The 18,287-nt window shown below is 44.0% G+C and carries 15 protein-coding genes; 8 read left to right on the top strand and 7 right to left on the bottom strand.

Annotated elements, in window-relative coordinates; genetic code table 11:
* The first annotated feature begins 339 nt into the window (after positions 1–339).
* From dnaE to cysE, 5 genes are all read left to right on the top strand, one after another.
* On the top strand, positions 340–4,050 hold the full coding sequence (gene dnaE / locus INT03_RS11145) for a DNA polymerase III subunit alpha (protein ID WP_193008999.1): 3,711 nt from the start codon (positions 340–342) through the stop codon (positions 4,048–4,050).
* 243 nt (positions 4,051–4,293) lie between these two features.
* Entirely contained in the window at positions 4,294–4,671 is a 378-nt protein-coding gene (locus INT03_RS11140) for an Hpt domain-containing protein (RefSeq protein WP_045455494.1), read from the top strand.
* Positions 4,671–5,564 carry an RNA methyltransferase gene (locus INT03_RS11135; RefSeq protein WP_087815311.1) on the top strand — a complete coding sequence of 298 codons (894 nt, stop codon included), beginning with the start codon at positions 4,671–4,673 and terminating at the stop codon, positions 5,562–5,564. The genes INT03_RS11140 and INT03_RS11135 overlap by 1 nt, the downstream gene beginning before the upstream one ends.
* Before the next feature lie 115 nt (positions 5,565–5,679).
* Positions 5,680–6,123 (top strand): YtoQ family protein, encoded by a 444-nt coding sequence (locus tag INT03_RS11130; RefSeq protein WP_087815309.1) that lies wholly within the window; start codon positions 5,680–5,682, stop codon positions 6,121–6,123.
* 188 nt (positions 6,124–6,311) lie between these two features.
* A complete protein-coding gene (cysE, locus tag INT03_RS11125) occupies positions 6,312–7,199 on the top strand; it encodes a serine O-acetyltransferase (protein WP_413469376.1) in 888 nt (295 codons plus the stop codon).
* 110 nt (positions 7,200–7,309) lie between these two features.
* Here the strand turns inward: cysE and INT03_RS11120 are convergent, their stop codons facing one another.
* Entirely contained in the window at positions 7,310–7,855 is a 546-nt protein-coding gene (locus INT03_RS11120; protein WP_193008997.1) for a DUF924 family protein, read from the bottom strand.
* 173 nt (positions 7,856–8,028) lie between these two features.
* Between INT03_RS11120 and INT03_RS11115 the strand changes: the two genes are divergently transcribed.
* Entirely contained in the window at positions 8,029–8,763 is a 735-nt protein-coding gene (locus tag INT03_RS11115; RefSeq protein WP_193008996.1) for a glucose 1-dehydrogenase, read from the top strand.
* Positions 8,764–8,871: 108 nt separating this feature from the next.
* Here the strand turns inward: INT03_RS11115 and INT03_RS11110 are convergent, their stop codons facing one another.
* The 6 genes from INT03_RS11110 to pheA all read right to left on the bottom strand — a co-directional run bounded on the left by INT03_RS11110 (position 8,872) and on the right by pheA (position 16,154).
* Positions 8,872–9,465 carry a 2-amino-4-hydroxy-6-hydroxymethyldihydropteridine diphosphokinase gene (locus INT03_RS11110; RefSeq protein WP_226950273.1) on the bottom strand — a complete coding sequence of 198 codons (594 nt, stop codon included), beginning with the start codon at positions 9,463–9,465 and terminating at the stop codon, positions 8,872–8,874.
* Positions 9,458–9,868: a dihydroneopterin aldolase gene (gene folB / locus INT03_RS11105; RefSeq protein ID WP_193008995.1), complete on the bottom strand. Its 411-nt coding sequence runs from the start codon at positions 9,866–9,868 to the stop codon at positions 9,458–9,460. The genes INT03_RS11110 and folB overlap by 8 nt, the downstream gene beginning before the upstream one ends.
* A gap of 50 nt (positions 9,869–9,918) precedes the next feature.
* Entirely contained in the window at positions 9,919–10,881 is a 963-nt protein-coding gene (gene rarD, locus INT03_RS11100) for an EamA family transporter RarD (protein WP_055124102.1), read from the bottom strand.
* A gap of 307 nt (positions 10,882–11,188) precedes the next feature.
* Positions 11,189–13,510, bottom strand: a complete 2,322-nt coding sequence (locus tag INT03_RS11095; protein ID WP_413469118.1) for a bifunctional prephenate dehydrogenase/3-phosphoshikimate 1-carboxyvinyltransferase — start codon at positions 13,508–13,510, stop codon at positions 11,189–11,191.
* Between the two features lie 156 nt (positions 13,511–13,666).
* Positions 13,667–14,809 carry a histidinol-phosphate transaminase gene (gene hisC, locus INT03_RS11090; protein ID WP_193008994.1) on the bottom strand — a complete coding sequence of 381 codons (1,143 nt, stop codon included), beginning with the start codon at positions 14,807–14,809 and terminating at the stop codon, positions 13,667–13,669.
* A gap of 163 nt (positions 14,810–14,972) precedes the next feature.
* Positions 14,973–16,154, bottom strand: a complete 1,182-nt coding sequence (gene pheA, locus INT03_RS11085) for a prephenate dehydratase (RefSeq protein WP_193008993.1) — start codon at positions 16,152–16,154, stop codon at positions 14,973–14,975.
* A gap of 520 nt (positions 16,155–16,674) precedes the next feature.
* On the opposite strand from pheA, the gene INT03_RS11080 reads away from it, so the two are divergent.
* Entirely contained in the window at positions 16,675–17,616 is a 942-nt protein-coding gene (locus INT03_RS11080; RefSeq protein ID WP_055124105.1) for a transaldolase, read from the top strand.
* 142 nt (positions 17,617–17,758) lie between these two features.
* Positions 17,759–18,235, top strand: a complete 477-nt coding sequence (locus INT03_RS11075; RefSeq protein ID WP_055124106.1) for a hypothetical protein — start codon at positions 17,759–17,761, stop codon at positions 18,233–18,235.
* Positions 18,236–18,287: the final 52 nt, after the last annotated feature.

Genomic DNA, 18,287 nt, shown 5'->3' with positions numbered 1-18,287 from the left:
TAAAACTAATGTACCACTTTTATAAAAGATCTACTATAGTAAAACTAGCAGTACATCACACCATCTAAAAACAAATGTTTATTTTATCGAATATTAAGACAAAACACAGCAAAATTTCACCTTTATAAATAAGAAAAACAAATCCTCTCACTCAGATTAAACCCTTTGAATCAGTGGCTGTCTACGGCAAATAATGCTATTATTGACGACCCCATTTAAAACGTATCAACATGGCTATCGAGGTCTTATTTACCTTTGAACATCCATATAAATAACGGATACATATCCTTTATTTTATCGATAGCTTATAGCTTTTGATCGTACTAGTAAGAGTCTTCTATGGCATTTGTACACCTTGGCATCCACAGCGAATATTCAATCACTGATTCTATCGTGCGTATCAAGCCGCTAGTGAAAGCTGCGGCGGCTGACCATCAGCGCGCGCTGGCATTGACCGATTTGTCCAATCTGTATGCCACGGTGAAGTTTTATCGTGCTTGCCTAGGTGCGGGTATCAAGCCCATTATCGGCAGTGAAGTCATCATGGAAAATGAAGACACTCGGCTCACCCTACTCGCGATGGACAACGAGGGCTATCAAAACATCACTCGTATCGTATCGCTCGGCTTTACCGAAGGACGCGCCGACGATGCCAATCATGGTGTACCAGTCGTCAAGCGCAGTCATATTTTAGCGCATGCGGCAGGCGTGATTGTCTTATTTACTGAAAAATCAGATGTCGGTCAGGCACTGGTTGGATCTATGCCAGAAAAAGCCGATGAGCTGCTAATAGAATGGCAAGCGCAATTTGCTGATCGCTTATATTTTGCGATTAAGCGTACCAATCGCTCAGGTGAAGACGCCTTTATTAAAGCGGCTATTCATTCGGGTGCTAAGCATCATATTCCTATCATTGCTCATAATGACGTGCGTTTCTTAGAGCAGGATGATTTCGATGCTCACGAAGCGCGGGTTTGTATCGCAGGCTCCTACGTACTTGCCGACCAAAATCGCCCGCAAACTTATTCTGATGCGCAATATCTTAAAACCCAAGCACAAATGCAGCAGCTATTTGCTGATATTCCGCAGGTTATAGATAATACTTTGCGCTTAGCAAGCCGCTGTAATGTGACGTTGACGCTTGGTATCAACGTACTACCTGACTTTCCTGTGCCCGAAGGTGAGACGATTGAATCGTTTTTCCGTGCAGAATCAATACGGGGTCTGAATAATCGACTAGATAAACTATTCCCCATCGAGAAACGTAGCGATAATTGGAACGACTTTCGACAAAGATATGATGACCGCTTAGAGTATGAACTAAAGGTTATTCTTTCAATGGGCTTTCCTGGTTACTTCCTCATCGTCATGGACTTTATCCGCTGGGCAAAAGCCAATGGCGTACCAGTCGGTCCTGGTCGTGGTTCTGGTGCAGGCTCGCTCGTTGCTTATTCGCTCAATATTACCGACCTCGACCCTATTCATTACGACTTATTATTTGAGCGCTTCTTAAATCCTGAGCGTGTCTCCATGCCCGATTTCGATATTGACTTTTGTATTGAAGGTCGCGACCGCGTTATTGATTATGTGGCGCAAACCTATGGTCGTGAAGCGGTCTCGCAAATCATTACCTTTGGTACGATGGCAGCAAAAGCGGTAGTTCGAGATGTCGCGCGCGCACAAAGTAAATCCTATTTCCTTGCCAGCAAAATGTCGAAACTTATTCCCAAAACACCAGGTATCACCCTCAGTCAAGCACTCGAACAAGAGCCGCAGCTCAAAGACTTAATCTCCAATCCTGACAATATGGATTACGAAGATGCCACTGAAGTGTGGGAAATGGCGATTAAGCTTGAAGGTATTTGCCGGAACGTGGGTAAACATGCGGGTGGCGTATTGATTGCGCCGCACAGAATCACAGATTTTAGCGCGATTTATTGTGATGATGAAGGTCACCGTGTCAGCCAGTTTGATAAAGATGACGTTGAAGCCGTTGGGCTAGTAAAATTTGACTTCTTGGGTCTACGTAACTTGACGGTGATTGATGCCGCGGTCAGAAATATCAATCTGCGCCGTGCCAAAGAAGGCAAAGATGCGTTGGTATTAGAAGACCTACCATTAGATGATAAAAAAGCCTACAAGCTCTTGCAAGATGCCAAAACCACTGCCGTTTTTCAGCTAGAAAGTATGGGCATGAAAAAATATCTGGCGAAATTACAACCGACCAATATCGAAGATGTGATCGCCATGTGTGCGCTTTATCGCCCAGGCCCGCTGGACGCTGGCATGGTAGAGATGTATATCGACCGCAAACATGGTCGTGAGGAAGTCATTTATGATCATCCCAATCTTGAGCCGATTTTAGAAAATACCAATGGCGTTATTGTCTATCAAGAACAGGTCATGCAAATCTCGCAGGTCATGGCAGGCTACAGCTTGGGCGGCGCAGATATGCTTCGCCGTGCCATGGGTAAAAAGAAACCTGAAGAAATGGCTAAGCAGCGCGATATCTTTATTACTGGTGCAACAGAGCAAGGTATTGATGAAGCAACGTCAGGCGGTGTGTTTGATTTGATGGAGAAGTTTGCCGGTTACGGCTTTAACCGCTCGCATTCGGCTGCTTATGGTGTACTCGCTTATCAGACCGCGTATCTAAAGCAATACTATCCTGCTGAGTTTATGGCAGCCGTACTCACATCAGATATGAACAACACTGACAACGTGGTGTTCTTTATCAATGATTGCCGTGAAAACTTTGATTTAACCGTTGTTAATCCATCGGTAAATCGCAGTGAGTGGCATTTTGTTGCCGATACCCCAACCAATATCATTTATGGCTTGGGTGCGATTAAAGGCGTTGGTGAAGGTGCGGTTGAGTCTATCGTTGATGCACGCCGCCGTGAAGGTCCGTTTAAAGATCTATATGATTTTTGCCGCCGCGTTGATATCAAAAAGGTTAATAAACGCACTTTAGAGGGACTGATAAACGCTGGTTGTTTTGATGACTTTGCAGCTACCCTGCGACCAGATTTACCAGCCGATGAAGCGTACGAGATTCGCGGCGCATTAATGAGCCAGCTGCCAAGTGCCGTACAAGCTGCTGAACAAGACCGTCAAAACCGCGAAATCGGCATGATGGATTTATTCGGTGAAATGGACGGTGTCGTCGCCGCGCCACCGTTAGTGATGACGCCAGAGCTAATCTGGGGTGATAAACATCGTTTAAAAGCAGAAAAGAACACGTTGGGATTGTATTTGACGGGTCATCCAATCAATGAATACTTGGATGAGTTAAAACGCTATACCTCAGGCACTCGTCTCGACAAACTGACTGACACGGGCTATAACGGTAGCTGTTATTTCGCCGGATTGATTATTGATATTGCCAACTTTGGTAATCGCAACGTCATTATTTTAGATGACGGCACTTCAAGGCTGGAAGTAAGCTGCTATGCCGAGCGTTTTAATCGTGTCAAAGAACAGTTGAAAATTGATGAAGTCGTCATCATCAAAGGCAGCATTCGTGAGCGTGATGGGCGTTTATTTGCCCGTCTTGATAGTGCCATGAGCATGGTCGATGCGCGCCTAAGATGGATGAAAAAAATCAGTATCAAAATTCATGGCAGCGATATCAATCTGCTGACGCGACTGCAACCGTTACTCAAGTCCGCACAAGCCAGCATTATTCCAGCACCAAAACTTTCTCATGACAACGAGCAAGACGAGCAAAGTGGCAGCTTTAATGGCAATAGTGGCTACGATGCTGCGATGGGCGGAAGTCTGTATGATGAAAATGGCAATGATTTATTGGCGCTAGAAAATGACATGAATCAAAATAGTGCTAATCAAAGTTATGCCAATAATGCTTTGAGCAATACCGACACCTCCATTAATGATAATTGTCTGCCACTGGGACTGAGCATTTATGAGAAATTTGGCATCGCTAACGTAGGGCTATCTGAGCACTGGCGCATCTACCCCAACGATGACAACTTACAGCAATTAAAGAATATGGTTAGTGAAGACAATTTGCATTTCCATTATAGCTAGGGCGTATCCTCATTTTAAAAATGGTGATAAAAATGAGATAAATTGCCGTCAAACAAGGAAGATAGCACAGTTAATATCGAGATATTGATAAGCTATTTGACGATGTTTAACAAAATTTAGCCATGTTTAGCCCATTTAGAGAGTAATTGATTGAATTGAGGACACGTCCTAATACTTAAAGAACATTGACGTATTTATTACAAACCCTTTACCGTTTTAACTTTTAGAATTGGACATAAAACCATGGATGAAACCCCAAATAAAAATATGGCTCACCAAGCTGAAGAAATCATTAATCATGAGCAATTTGAAGACATGCGTGATTTATTAGAAGAAGACTTTGCTGACTTGATACAAGTGTATATCACTGATAGTCAGCAGCGAGTAAGTGCGCTGCGAGTCGCTCAGCAAGAAAATGACAATGCCAATGGTTTTGAGGTTGCTCATGCGTTAAAAGGGGCTAGCGCCAACTTGGGCACGACCCAATTAATGAACTTGAGCAGCCAGTTACAAGAGCGCTGCCGCGAGCGTCTTATCAGCGAGCAAGCGGCACTGATTGAAAATATCGCCGTCGCATTGCAACGCGCAGAACAAGAAATCAATCTAAGACTGGGATTATAATGAGTAATGATCCTACCCCTATATTAGCAGCATCTACTGTCCATCATACAGTGAGCGACTATTTGGCTTGTGTGCAAGTTGTCATGGTTAATACCACTTTGCCTGCCAATATTGGCTCAGCAGCGCGCGCGATGCACACAATGGGTTTGTCTCGTTTGACAGTTGTCGATCCCAAGCTACCAATTGATGAAACCAGTGTGTCTCATGCAGCAGGTGGCAGCGAGCTGCTATCATCAGCCATCATTGCACCTACTTTAGAATCTGCTATTGCGGATTGCCAGCTGGTATTTGCTGCTAGCAGTCGCAGTCGTCATTTGCCCCGCCCTATCGTGACACCCACGCAAGCTGCTAAGATTATGTTTGATTTTATCGATAAACAGTCTGCGTCGAGCAAAGACGATAGCAACGCTGATACCCTATCGGCTGCTACTGCTAGTAAACCAAATATCGCTATCCTATTTGGGCGTGAAGATCGTGGATTGACCAATGAAGAGTTGGCTTATGCCGATTATCATATCCAAATCGATGCCAACCCTGCTTATCCTGTACTCAATGTCGCGTCAGCCGTGCAAGTAATCGCTAGCTTTATTTTTGCTTACGCGCAATCACACATTCAGACAGCGGATAGTTTAGATACTGCTTTGAGCACTACTACTCAGCCAATGCTCGATGTACATTTACGTCAGCAATGGGATGAGCCCGCGATTACTCAGCAACAACTGCAACAGCTAACCGAGCGCACCACTGAACTGATGGCTCAACGAGGTTTAGCCGATAGTGAAAACTTGAAGTCATTACCATCGCGACTGTCACGACTGGGCTCACGCTTACAGCTTGATCAAAAAGAGTATCAGCTACTCAGTGCTCTGATTGCCAAACTTGCAAAAGACTAAAGCTTTTAATATGCAAATTTTCAGGCGTTGAGTTGCTATTGCATTAGCAGCCGTAGCATTTACAAATGCTATGATTTTAAAAATGATAGGATTCAATAATAAAAAGGAATTAATGATGAATTGGAACGTTTATTTGTCCGGAGAAATACACACCGACTGGCGACAAAAAATCATGCAAGGCGCGAAAGACCAAGGTTTAAACATTACCTTTACCTCAGCAGTCACTGAACATGAAGCCAGTGATGCCGCCGGTGACGTACTCGGTAAAAATGACAATGGCTTCTGGCGCGACCATCAGTCATCAAAAGTTAATGCGATTCGCACCAAAAACATGATTCAAAAATGCGATATTGCTATCATTCGTTTTGGTGATAAATATAAGCAGTGGAACGCTGCCTTCGATGCCGGCTACTGCGCGGCTTTAAGCAAGCCGTACATTACCCTTCATGCTGAAGATATTATCCATCCGCTAAAAGAAGTCGATGCGGCGGCAATGGCATGGGCGCAAACGCCTGAGCAGGTTGTCGAACTGCTAAAATATGTTGTCAGTGATAGCTAAATCATAAATAATTGCCTATAGATAAATTGTCAATGACTGGTATTTCATCTGTCAGTCGTCTGTTTTTATTTATCGCTCATCGCTATATTTTGTGCTGCAAAGCTGCTATAACTAAATTGATTGTAATCAAAAATACGATAGGACAATTTATGTCATTGCCAACGGCCTTATTCAAATCACTTTCACGCATCAAAAAAGACCTAAAAGAAGATATCGATGCGGTATTTAACCGTGATCCTGCTGCGCGTAATAGTCTGGAAGTCATCTTGACTTATCCTGGCATCCACGCGCTCGTCCTACATCGCGGTGCCCATTATCTTTGGAATCATGAACAAAAACTGGCGGCGCGCGTTATCTCATATGGTTCACGCATCATTACGGGTATTGAGATACACCCTGCTGCCAAAATCGGTCGACGGTTTTTTATTGATCATGGTATGGGTATCGTTATTGGCGAAACGGCAGAGATTGGCAATGATGTGACGCTTTATCACGGGGTAACGCTTGGCGGCGTCTCTTGGAATAATGGCAAGCGCCACCCTACTTTGGAAGATGGGGTTATCGTTGGTGCTGGTGCTAAAGTATTGGGACCATTTACTGTCGGTAAAGGCGCCAAAATTGGCTCAAATGCCGTCGTAGTAAAGGCAGTACCAGCAGGTGCGACCATGGTCGGCAGCGCCGCTCGGATGATATCCGACCATCATGATGAAAAGGGCAATCCAATTGTCAAAAAAGTCGATGATGCCAAGCAACAAGAAAAAGTGGCGCAAGCTGCTTCTACAGATAATGGCATAGATAAAAAATCAATAGATGAAAAAGCCACCAACCGCTCAGCACGCGAAACTGCTTTTCAAGCCTATGGTATCGACCCATCCTCACAAGATCCTGTAGCTGAAGCTTTTGCTAAAATGCTAGAGCATATTCAACAATCAGAAAATCGCCTCGATCAACTACAAGCAGCGATGTGCAAAATCGATCCTAACTTTTGTAAAAAAGAATATGACAAACTATGCTTAGAAGATATCGATGTGATTGGCCGTGCCGATATAGATGAGATAGGCGCTGAGCAGAAGTAATCTTCTAGCTGTCGTCAATACTGAATAAAAAAGAGGCCAAACAGCCTCTTTTTCTATTTTAACCAATTGATAAGCAGCGCTTTATGGACTAGCTAGTTAACAGACAACATTTATAAAAAAGATGAGTCAGGCTGGGTCAAAAACGCTATTTCTTCGCTACTCGAAACCCGCCCTAAGATGTCATTACGATGTGGATAACGACCAAAACGATCGATAATCACTTTATGTTTAAGCTCAGCATCCACGGTGTCTGCATTGGTATATTGCTTAAATAGCTTTTCTGCTTGCTGATGAATCAGTTTTGATTCGCTGTGCATATAAGGCATCAATAAAAACTTACGTTCATCCATCGTTTCAAGCGCCTCTAATGCACCTGCAGCAACCGCTTCTTGCGCGAGCGCGAGACTCATCGCATCTTGGGCAAAAGCCGCTGGCGTATCACGGTAAATATTGCGTGAAAATTGATCCAATATAATAATTTCTGCTAAACGCCCTTTTATGCTGCTTCGCCATGTATAAAATTCTACGGCGGCGGCTTGCTCAAGTATACCGCTGTATCGCTCTATTAATACTTGATCAAACACTATGTCTTTCTCAAAAAACTTCTCACTACCCACCTCATCAAAACAGAAATTTAATATGTCGTTGTACATCATTTCCTCACTACATTATTTAAAAAAATCAGCCCAAAACATTATTCAAAGCTATGTTTAAAGCTATCCTTTAAAAGCATAAAGTATTCACTTTTGGTTTCATAATCACTAAGGAGTATTTAGCGATTGTGTCCTATACTCTTTCATTATTCATAACTAAAAAAACAGGAAAACTCATGGCTCGTTTACAAGATAAAGTTATCATTATTACTGGTGCCGCCCAAGGCATGGGCGAGACTCATGCACGTTTGTGTATGGCAGAAGGCGCTAAAGTGGTCTTGACCGACATCAACTCTGATAAAGGCGATGCATTAGCAAAAGAGCTTGGCGATAGCGCTCTATTTATTAAGCATGACGTCACTAGTGAAGAAGATTGGACGCAAGTCGCTAAAGAAACACAGGAAAAATTTGGTCGAATTGATGTACTGGTTAATAATGCAGGTATCACCACTCACAAATCTATTTTAGATACCTCGGTAGAAGCGTATCGCAAGATTCTAGAGATTAACCAAGTATCGGTCTTTTTAGGCATGAAAGCAGTCATTCCAACGATGAAAGCCGCCAAACAAGGTTCTATCATCAATATCTCATCAATTAATGGCTTGGTTGGCGGCGCTATCGGTTATACCGATTCTAAGTTTGCGGTACGCGGTATGACCAAAGCGGCAGCATTAGAGTGTGCCCCTCATGGCATTCGCGTGAACTCCATTCATCCAGGCGTCATTGCCACACCGATGATTATGCAAGGCGATACCAAAGATGCGGTTGAAGCATTTGCCAAAACTATTCCGATGAGGCGTGTGGCTCAGCCAGAAGAAGTCAGCGGCATGGTGTTGTTTTTAGCCTCTGATGACTCAAGCTACTCGACAGGTTCAGAGTTTGTCGTTGATGGTGGTTTGACCGCACAGTAGGCGTAATAGTTAAACTTTTTAAATGTGATATAGGCTAGGCATTTTGCTCAGCTTTTATTTTGAGAGGTTTTAAGAAAAACACTAAGGCGTGTCTTCAATAACTTCTACTTATTTAGAATAGCATCTTGGCTGCTTCATGTGACCTTTTAAAAAATGACCTTTAATCAACTCCTCTACCCCTGCTCTTTCATGCGCTTTGAATGGGTAACGATCTGCCATTACAATCCAATTAGACTCTTCAAATTCCTTATTGCTGCTTAGGCTATTTTCATCAGACATAGCTCCTATTAATAGCGTTTCTATCAATAGAATGTCGATATCCATCGTAACTTTTTTTATTGGCGTCTGAGCTTCTGTTAGACGCTGTCTATGACAGTCACCTTCAAGATCTTTAAAAACCTGCTGTAACTGTTGCAGTGTCATTGGCTCTACCAAACGCAGATAAACGCACTGATTGGTATAATCGGGCTTTGGTTGCGCTTCGGTCGATGTAAAGTCAGGATTTTCAAACGCAGTAGATAACTGTATTTCCCCTAGCGCCGCTAGATCCTTTCGGACAAGCGGCAGATAATGTTCAGCTTGATAATTACTGCCTAAAGCCAATAATACTGCCGTCACAGATTGTGTTTCCAACTGTTCAGGCGTCTGCTTTTTTAGCGTTTCAAGACTCAAATCAGCCAAATTTTTATGCATATTATGCATCATCGTCCTTGCTTACAATTGGCTTATTTTCAATGACCGTTGCATAACGCGTGATCTGTACCCCAACCGCATCGGCTTGCTTTATAGCAGTAGGCTTAGCAATGCTTAAAGTGATTTTATGACAGCTATATTTGGCAAGCAACTTATCAGCGATTTGCCCCGCTAAATGCTCTAGCAACTGCGCTTTAATTGCTTGACACCACGCGCTCACATCATCGCAAACCGCTTTATAATTCAGCGCATCATTGACATCATCTGAGATAGCCGCACGGCTGATATCTGTTTCAAGTGCTATATCAATCAGCAGCGGCTGCGTGATTGCACGCTCCCACGCGTAAACACCGATGACTGCTTCTACTGTCAAGCCTTTAACGAATACTACATCAGATTCGGTATGAAACATGCTCTCATCCTTGTTTGCTAAATTTTAATTAAATTTTGAACTCAGGTTTTTTAATTGGTTTTCTGCAACGCCTCTTCACGCAAACGCGCAGCTTTTAGCGCTTTACTAGGGCGATGACGCCATAAGTCAATGCTGAATAATAACAGACCAAACCAAATCAAACCAAACACTGCAAGACGCTGTAAATCAAATGGCTCGTTATAATAGAACACCGCTAAGAAGAAGATAAAGGTCGGCGTCAGATAATTCATAAAACTTAAAATGCTATAAGCAACGAGCTTGGTAGATTTATTAAACAATAATAGCGGTATCAAGGTAATCGGCCCTGCGATCATTAGTAGCCAAATATTCGGACTAAACCAAAAACTCAATTGACTGCTGACCACATCTGCTTGCCAGAACCACCATAAGCAAATCGGCACCAACATCGTTGTTTCGACAAACATAGCATCGACTGCCGTCAAAGGTGTCTGCCGTTGAATGGTGCCATAAGTACTAAAACTAAAGGCTAAAATCAGTGATATCCATGGCAAGCTACCAATCATAACCACTTGAATGACTACGGATAATAAGGCGAAACCGATGGCAACCCATTGCAGCGTACGTAAGCGCTCTTTGAATAAAATCATCGATAGCGCAACGCCCACCAATGGTCCGATAAAATACCCCAAACTGGCTTCGAGAATACGGTCGTGATTGACGGCCCATACATAAGTGAGCCAGTTGGTGGCAATAATCAAACCCGATATAAATGAGAACGCGATCCATCTCGGATTTTTCTTTAAGGTATCGATCCATTGCCAGCGCTTGGTGACTACCAACACGATAAGCAAGCAAGCAAACGTCCAAATAATACGATGACCGATAATCTCGGTCGCATCGTAGGCGGCCAATTGTTTAAAATATAATGGAAACCCACCCCAGATAAAAAAGGCAATGAGTGCGGTGATGATGCCACGTCTGGTTGTTTTAATGGGCGTAACTGGTTTTTTGATGACGTTTTGGGTGGTCATAGTACAGTACAACTTTTTAGAGCAAAGCGCACTCTTGCCCCATATTAATGTTTATATCAATTCAATGGCAAAAGCGCAGGGTCACTACAGATAGGATACAAGTTAAAAAGCAATGCGCTCATGCCAATATAGGCATCAACACATTGCTAACGATAACAACTTTGAAAATAACATTTACATCAAGGCTAATGAGCAACTTTTTAGACTTTATTGAATGCTGTAGCCAGCATTTTACAAGTCAGTACTTTAAAGCTCAACCTTGCAAAAGCCAATAATACTATTCAGCAAGTTAATATAGTTTGTGGTATTAAACCGCAGCATTATCAACTTTAATAGACATTCCAATGTGATTGGCAAGCTCTGCAAATTCTGGGAAACTGGTATTGACGGTCTCAACGCCTTCAATAGTAATTTGCTTGGATGCACGTAAGCTGGCAATGGCAAAACTCATAGCAATGCGATGATCATGGTGCGAGGTAATATGACCGCCACCAAAGACAGGCTGGCTATTATTGACCTTGCTATTTTGACCCTCAATACCTTCGCGTTCAATGCCCTTACCTTCGATGATTAGCCCATCTTCCGTCACTGTACAGTCAATACCCAGTGTTTGTAATCCTTCTGCCATAACTGCAATACGATCAGACTCTTTTACGCGCAGCTCTTTAGCACCAGTTAACACCGTACGACCTTGCGCACAGCTGGCAGCAATAAACAATACTGGGAATTCATCAATCGCTAATGGTACTAAATATTCTGGGATATCAATACCTTTTAGGCTTGAGCTACGAATAGTGATATCAGCCACTGGTTCGCCGCCCACATGTGTCTCATTGCTTAGGCTAATATCTGCTTGCATTAATTTTAAGATATCGATAATGCCCGTGCGTGTCGGATTAATACCTACTTGCGTCAAGGTCAGCTCGCTATTTTGGCTGATCGCAGCAGCGACCATAAAAAATGCCGCAGAGGATATATCAGCAGGGACAGCAATATCACCACCTGTGAGTTGCCCGCCACCTGCTACACTGATGCGGTTGCCATCAACCGTTACTGGATAACCAAAAGCTGAAAGCATACGCTCGGTATGGTCACGACTGACTTCCGGTTGGGTAACGGTTGTGGTGCCTTCTGCCCAAAGTCCAGCCAGCAACAAGCAGGATTTAATCTGCGCAGAAGCCACAGGCATCTCATAATCGATGCCTTGTAATGGCTTACCGATAGTCGCTCGACCAGTGATACTAAGTGGCGCCGTACCACTATGACCCGTGCTTTGAATGACTGCGCCCATCTCGCGTAAAGGTGCGGCCACACGCTCCATTGGGCGCTTGTTCAGGCTGGTATCGCCTGTCAACACGCTGTCAAATGATTGCGCCGCCAAAATACCAGCCAGCAGGCGCATGCTAGTACCTGAGTTGCCCATATACAATGGTGTTTTACTCGGTTTCAGACCGTTCATACCCACGCCATGAATGGTCAATTTTCCGTTATCAGGCCCTTCAATGGTCACGCCCATATCACGGAATGCTTGCAAGGTGGCAAGCGCATCTTCCCCTTCCAAAAATCCAGTGACATTGGTCACGCCTGTCGCAAGGCTGCCCAGCATAATGCTGCGATGCGAGATAGACTTGTCACCAGGAATGGCAATAGTGCCCAATACAGTATTGCTAGGAGTAATATTATAAGAAGCTGACATGGCAGAAGTATCCGTATAAGGGGTGCTGGCTAACATATGGCCAAAATGTCGCCGTGCGGCTTGCGCGCGGCCCAAAAGTCCCATCAGGGCGGTTGAATCTTTATCGATGATAAGCTGACGCATGGTCTGTAGGTAAACGCCATACTCATCAAGGGCGCTAACAATCGCGCTTTCGTTGGCAAAAAATATATCATGCCACATTTTAGGATCACTGGCAGCGATGCGGCTAAAGTCACGAAAGCCGCCCGCTGCATAGCGAAACATATCTAAATTATCATCATGGCTTGCCAGCTGCTCAACCAAATTGAAGGCAAGCAGATGTGGCAAATGACTGGTATGCGCCAATATACGATCGTGGTGTTCCGCATCCATTGACATAACGTTTGCACCCACCGCTTCCCATAACTGCCGCAGCTTAGCGATAGCGTTATCATTGGTCGTTGGCAGCTCGCAGATAATGACACTATGATTCACAAACAATGTCGCGCGTCTGGCATGATATCCTGAATTCTCAGCACCCGCAATCGGATGCGCTGGAACAAGACCTATAGGCAATGAGCCAAAGACGGCTTTGGCAGCGTCAATGATATTGACCTTGGTGCTACAAACATCAGTAATGATGCAATCAGTGGCAAGTTGTCCATTATCCATCGCCGCTTTGATATCGATAAATACGGCTTGCACAGCCTGTACTGGTACAGCGATAACAATCAAATCACTACCAAACACTACCTCACTTAAGACAGCACTACCAGCGTCTAATAAGCCGTGCTGAATGGCTTCGTCGATGCTTGGTACATGTCTATCAACCGCCACTAAGCGCTCACTCAAACCATTGTCTTTAATGGCTTGGGCAAGGCTCGCACCGATAAGCCCTAGACCAATCACACAAATCTGTTTAAATAACGGCGGCTGAGTATTCATACACTGCATATTATTGTTTTGATTGCTTATATTGTTTTGCTGGCGACTCACGGCTTTTCTCGTTAAACAAACTAGCATCAGAATGACTAAAACAAGCCGACGCTAGTGTCATGAAAATGATTAATAAATTATTTACTTATCCAAAACGACCTAACATACTTCTGATCAATTATCAGTCAAGATTGAGCGCAGTGTATCAATCAGGCGCATATTTTCTTCTGCCACCCCTACTGTGATACGCAGCCAATGAGGTAAGCCATAGCCCTCTAATGGACGGACGATAACACCCTGCTCTAGCAATGCTTGATGAATAGAAGCAGCGGTGATGTCTTCCATCTCAACGGCTATTTCTACCATAATAAAGTTGGCATGCGACTTAATAAACCCCAAGCCTAATGCGTCAAACTGCTTTTCTAACCAGCGCATTTGCTCATCATTCATCAGACGAGTTTTTTCAATAAAGTCTGAGTCAGCAAGTGCCGCCGCCGCCGCCGCCAAAGCCACTCTACTCACGTTAAATGGTTGACGGATTCGGTTGAGTAAGTCCGCGACAGCCACTGAGCTAAGCGCATAACCGACACGTAAACCCGCCAGTCCATAAGCTTTGGAAAAAGTGCGCACGATGACGACATTATCAAATTCATCTAACAACGCCCGATTATTACTCTCAGGGCTATATTCAATATACGCCTCATCTAATACCACCAATACCGAGCTTGGTATACTAGCCATAAATGCTCGTAACTCTTGAGGTTCAAGCTGCGTGCCAGTTGGATTATTAGGATTGGCGATAAAGACTATTTTAGTATTGGGGTTGTCTTGAACCGCTTGACTCATCGCTTTTAGATCATGACCGAAGCGATTTGCAGGCACTTCTATACCTGTCGCCCCTTGTATTTTAGCCAACATCGCATAAACGATAAAGGCATATTGACTGTAAACGATAGCATCGTCAGCACTAGCAAAACTACGCGCTAAAATATCAAGCAAATCATCAGAGCCATTACCCAAAGTAATCTGCTCGACACTGACATCATTGAAGTCAGCCAGTGCTTGTTTTAGATAGTAACCGTTGCCATCAGGATAACGTGCCAACTGACCCAATTGCTCAGTAATCGCTAGCGTGACGTGCGGTGAGCAGCCTCTTGGGTTTTCATTACTGGCAAGTTTTACCACATCTGAGACGCCATACTCACGCGTCAACTCTTCAATCGGCTTGCCCGTTTGATAAGGCACTAGCTCTAAAATACTATCGTAGGCAGGTACAAGCGGTGATAAATTTGACTCTACTGAATGAGATGACGGCATGATTTATCCTTAGATATGATTTTGGCAAGTGATGTGACCCATTCGGCGTTATATCGTTGGTTCAATTTCAAAGCGAGTCAAGGGTAACCAAGGCAACCGAGTGCAGATGATTATGTGATGCTTCACGCAAGGTAAACACCATGACTCTTTTACAGTAGAGGGACTATAGCACTGCTTTTGGATAAGAACCTAGAACACGCACATCTTTTACCAATGGACGGATATCAGCGATAGCAGCGCTGACGTTTGGCTCGTCAATATGACCATTCATGTCAATGAAGAATACGTATGCCCACTTATTCGGACGCTCAGGACGGGTTTCGATACTGGTCATCGACACGCCATGATAAGACAAAGGCTTCAAAATCTCGATCAATGCGCCCGCTTTGTCATGTGCTGACACAACGATAGACGTTTTATCCTGACCTGATGGCGCAATCGCTTCGTGACCGATGATAAGGAATCGCGTGGTATTGCTCGGGTTGTCTTCGATATTTGAATATAGCTTATGCAAGCCATATTCTGCAGCAGCCACATCACCGGCGATTGCTGCTGAATGCCATTCATTTTTCAAGCGGCGGGCCGCTTCGCCGTTGCTCGATACCGCCACGCGCTCGACATTAGGATAATTGACATCGAGCCAATGACGACACTGCGCTAGTGACTGCTGATGCGAGTAAATACGGCTTAAACCATCAAGTTTGGTATGCTCAGCGACCAAGAAATTCTGATGAATCGGCAGCTCAACTTCTCCAATTATCTTTAAGGTAGAAGACAAAAAGCCATCTAACGTATGGTTAACCACACCCTCAGACGAGTTTTCGACTGGCACCACACCATACATCGCTGTGCCCGCTTCAACTTCACGAAATACATCAGTGATGGTGGTCATTGGTACGGTATCAGCGGCTTTACCGAAATGCTTGAGCGCAGCAGCATGAGTAAATGTGCCTACTGGTCCCAAGAAAGCAATGCGCTGCGGTGCTTCTAAGTCGAGACAGACCGACATAATTTCACGGAACAGCCGCGCCATTTTGTCATCAGCGATCGGACCTGTGTTGCGTTCCATCACCGCTTTTAGCACTTGCGCTTCACGCTCAGGGCGATAAAAAATAGGATTGCTATTGTCGGCAGTTGGGTTATTGACAATGTGCTGTTTCTTTACTGCGGCCACTTGCTGAGCCAACTTGGCACGGTTATTAATCAGTGTCTGGATTTCGCAGTCTACTGTATCAATACTTTGGCGAATATCGTCCAAAAACGCTTTTTCAGTTGCAGTATCGTTAGCCCCTGCGATGGCTTGATTTAGCTTATCCGTGTTTTGCTCTGATGACTGCTCACTCATTACCGCCTATCCTTTTTCTAAAATTATTACTGAGTTTTTTTACTAGTTAGGTACTGCTTTTTAACTTTGAAGTCTTTACGTATTTCTAATTATTAGTAATCATTCATCTCATTACTGAGTCAGCACTCAATGACGGTCAGAGGTGTCAAGCATACTAGCAATGATATTCGATAGAAATCACACTAAATAGCAAGCAGCCTCCCAAAAGCACCCTGCACTGCGAGCGCTATCGTCTAGTGTTGTCGCATGTTAGTCACACACACCAGCATGCAAATGTAACAGCCAGATCGCTGACCCGGTCTACTATAACAAAAACTATCGACAGTGCCCATGTGTAAATGCGCGTAAATTCGTCAATATTGGCAAACAGAGGCAATATGGCAGCGATGTACGGCAAAACTATGAAGGAACATCCACTCAAAACTATGTTACAGTCTAAAACTGATAGCAAATAGCACTATAAAGTAGAAAATCACCACGTAACTGAACACAATCTGTTTTTGATCAAAAAGGATATATGATGAGCGCATTACAACAGCTTCGTACCATGACCACCATTGTCGCTGATACTGGCGACCTTGCCGCCATTGCGCGCTTAAAACCTATCGATGCGACCACCAATCCAAGCCTCATTACCAAAGCACTCCTCCATCCTGACAACCAAGGCATGCTGTCAGAAACCATGAGTCGTCATAATGGCAATATAGATGCAGTGATTGACGCGCTAACCATTCAGGTTGGCTGTGATATTTTAGAGCTTATCCAAGGCCGCGTCTCTACCGAAGTGGATGCTCGTTTGTCTTATGACACTCAGGCGACGATTGATAAAGCCTTAGCATTTATGGAAGCTTACCAAAAAGCAGGGGTTAACTCAGAGCGCGTATTAATTAAGATGGCCGCGACATGGCAAGGTATTGAGGCAGCACGCTATCTTGAAACCCAAAATATTCACTGCAATTTAACGTTGTTATTTGGACAGCATCAAGCAATTGCCTGTGCGGATGCAGGCGTGACACTGATATCGCCTTTCGTTGGTCGTATTTTAGACTGGCAAAAACGCCAACAAAATCGTCAAAACGTGCCCGCTTCTGATGATATGGGCGTGCAGTCTGTAAAGCGCATTTATCAATACTACAAGCAGCATAACTATAATACGCAAGTGATGGGCGCAAGCTTCCGCTCGACTGAACAGATATTGGCGCTAGCAGGGTGTGATCTATTGACCATCGCGCCTGACCTTATCGACGCGCTGGCAGCGATGGATACTGAGGTGATACAGCAACTGTCACCTAGCATGTCATTAGATGTGGCTGACATGAAACGCGTGAGTCTAACGCGAGAGGAATATAGTAGCGCCTATCAACAAGACACGGTTACACAAGATTTATTACCAAAAGGTATCGATGGCTTTATTGGTGCTCGTGATGAGCTTGCTCAGATGTTAGCAGCGATGCGTCATTGATATGAGCGTCGAGCGATATAAACGGTGATGAATATGATCAACACTTTACAAACCTCAGTCGCAGGTTATAAAAGAAATTTGCCTGCTAATAGTAAGTTGGCTATCATGGCTCACTTCTCACAACAAGAAGCAAGGCTTGATTATGAAACGGCTATCAGTGTTATTAGTGGGTGGTGTTCTAGCAGTCAGCACGCATGCAGTGAACTGGTCAAAAATATCAGAAAGTCCTACTGGATCAATTTTTAGCTTAGACTTGGACTCTATTGAAAGCTCCGACATCAATATCATAGACGAAAAAAGTGTCGAAAACATCACCGTATCTATCCGCAGAACATACCCTGCACAAAAAGATGAAACAAAAGTAGATAAGGAAGGTAAAGAAAAAGCGATTCATCATAGCGATCAGCAATTGCTCATCTCTTGTAAAGACGCCAGTTACTATAGACGCGCTTACGTTAACTATGATGCCAATAACAAGGTATTAGAATCTTGGCAATCAGAAAAACCCATATTAACCACCAAAGATTTTAAGATAACCAAGCCAAAAACGATCAGTCGCATGCTAATAGAACAGGCGTGTAAAACTTACCTTACCAGCAAGACAAGTAACGTACGTTAAGACAAACCAAAGACAGGCAATCAAAAAAGCGCGCTAAACTCATTCAGCGCGC

Source organism: Psychrobacter sp. PG1 (assembly GCF_014897815.1).
Taxonomy (GTDB): domain Bacteria; phylum Pseudomonadota; class Gammaproteobacteria; order Pseudomonadales; family Moraxellaceae; genus Psychrobacter.
This window is presented reverse-complemented; position numbering and strand designations above follow the sequence as displayed.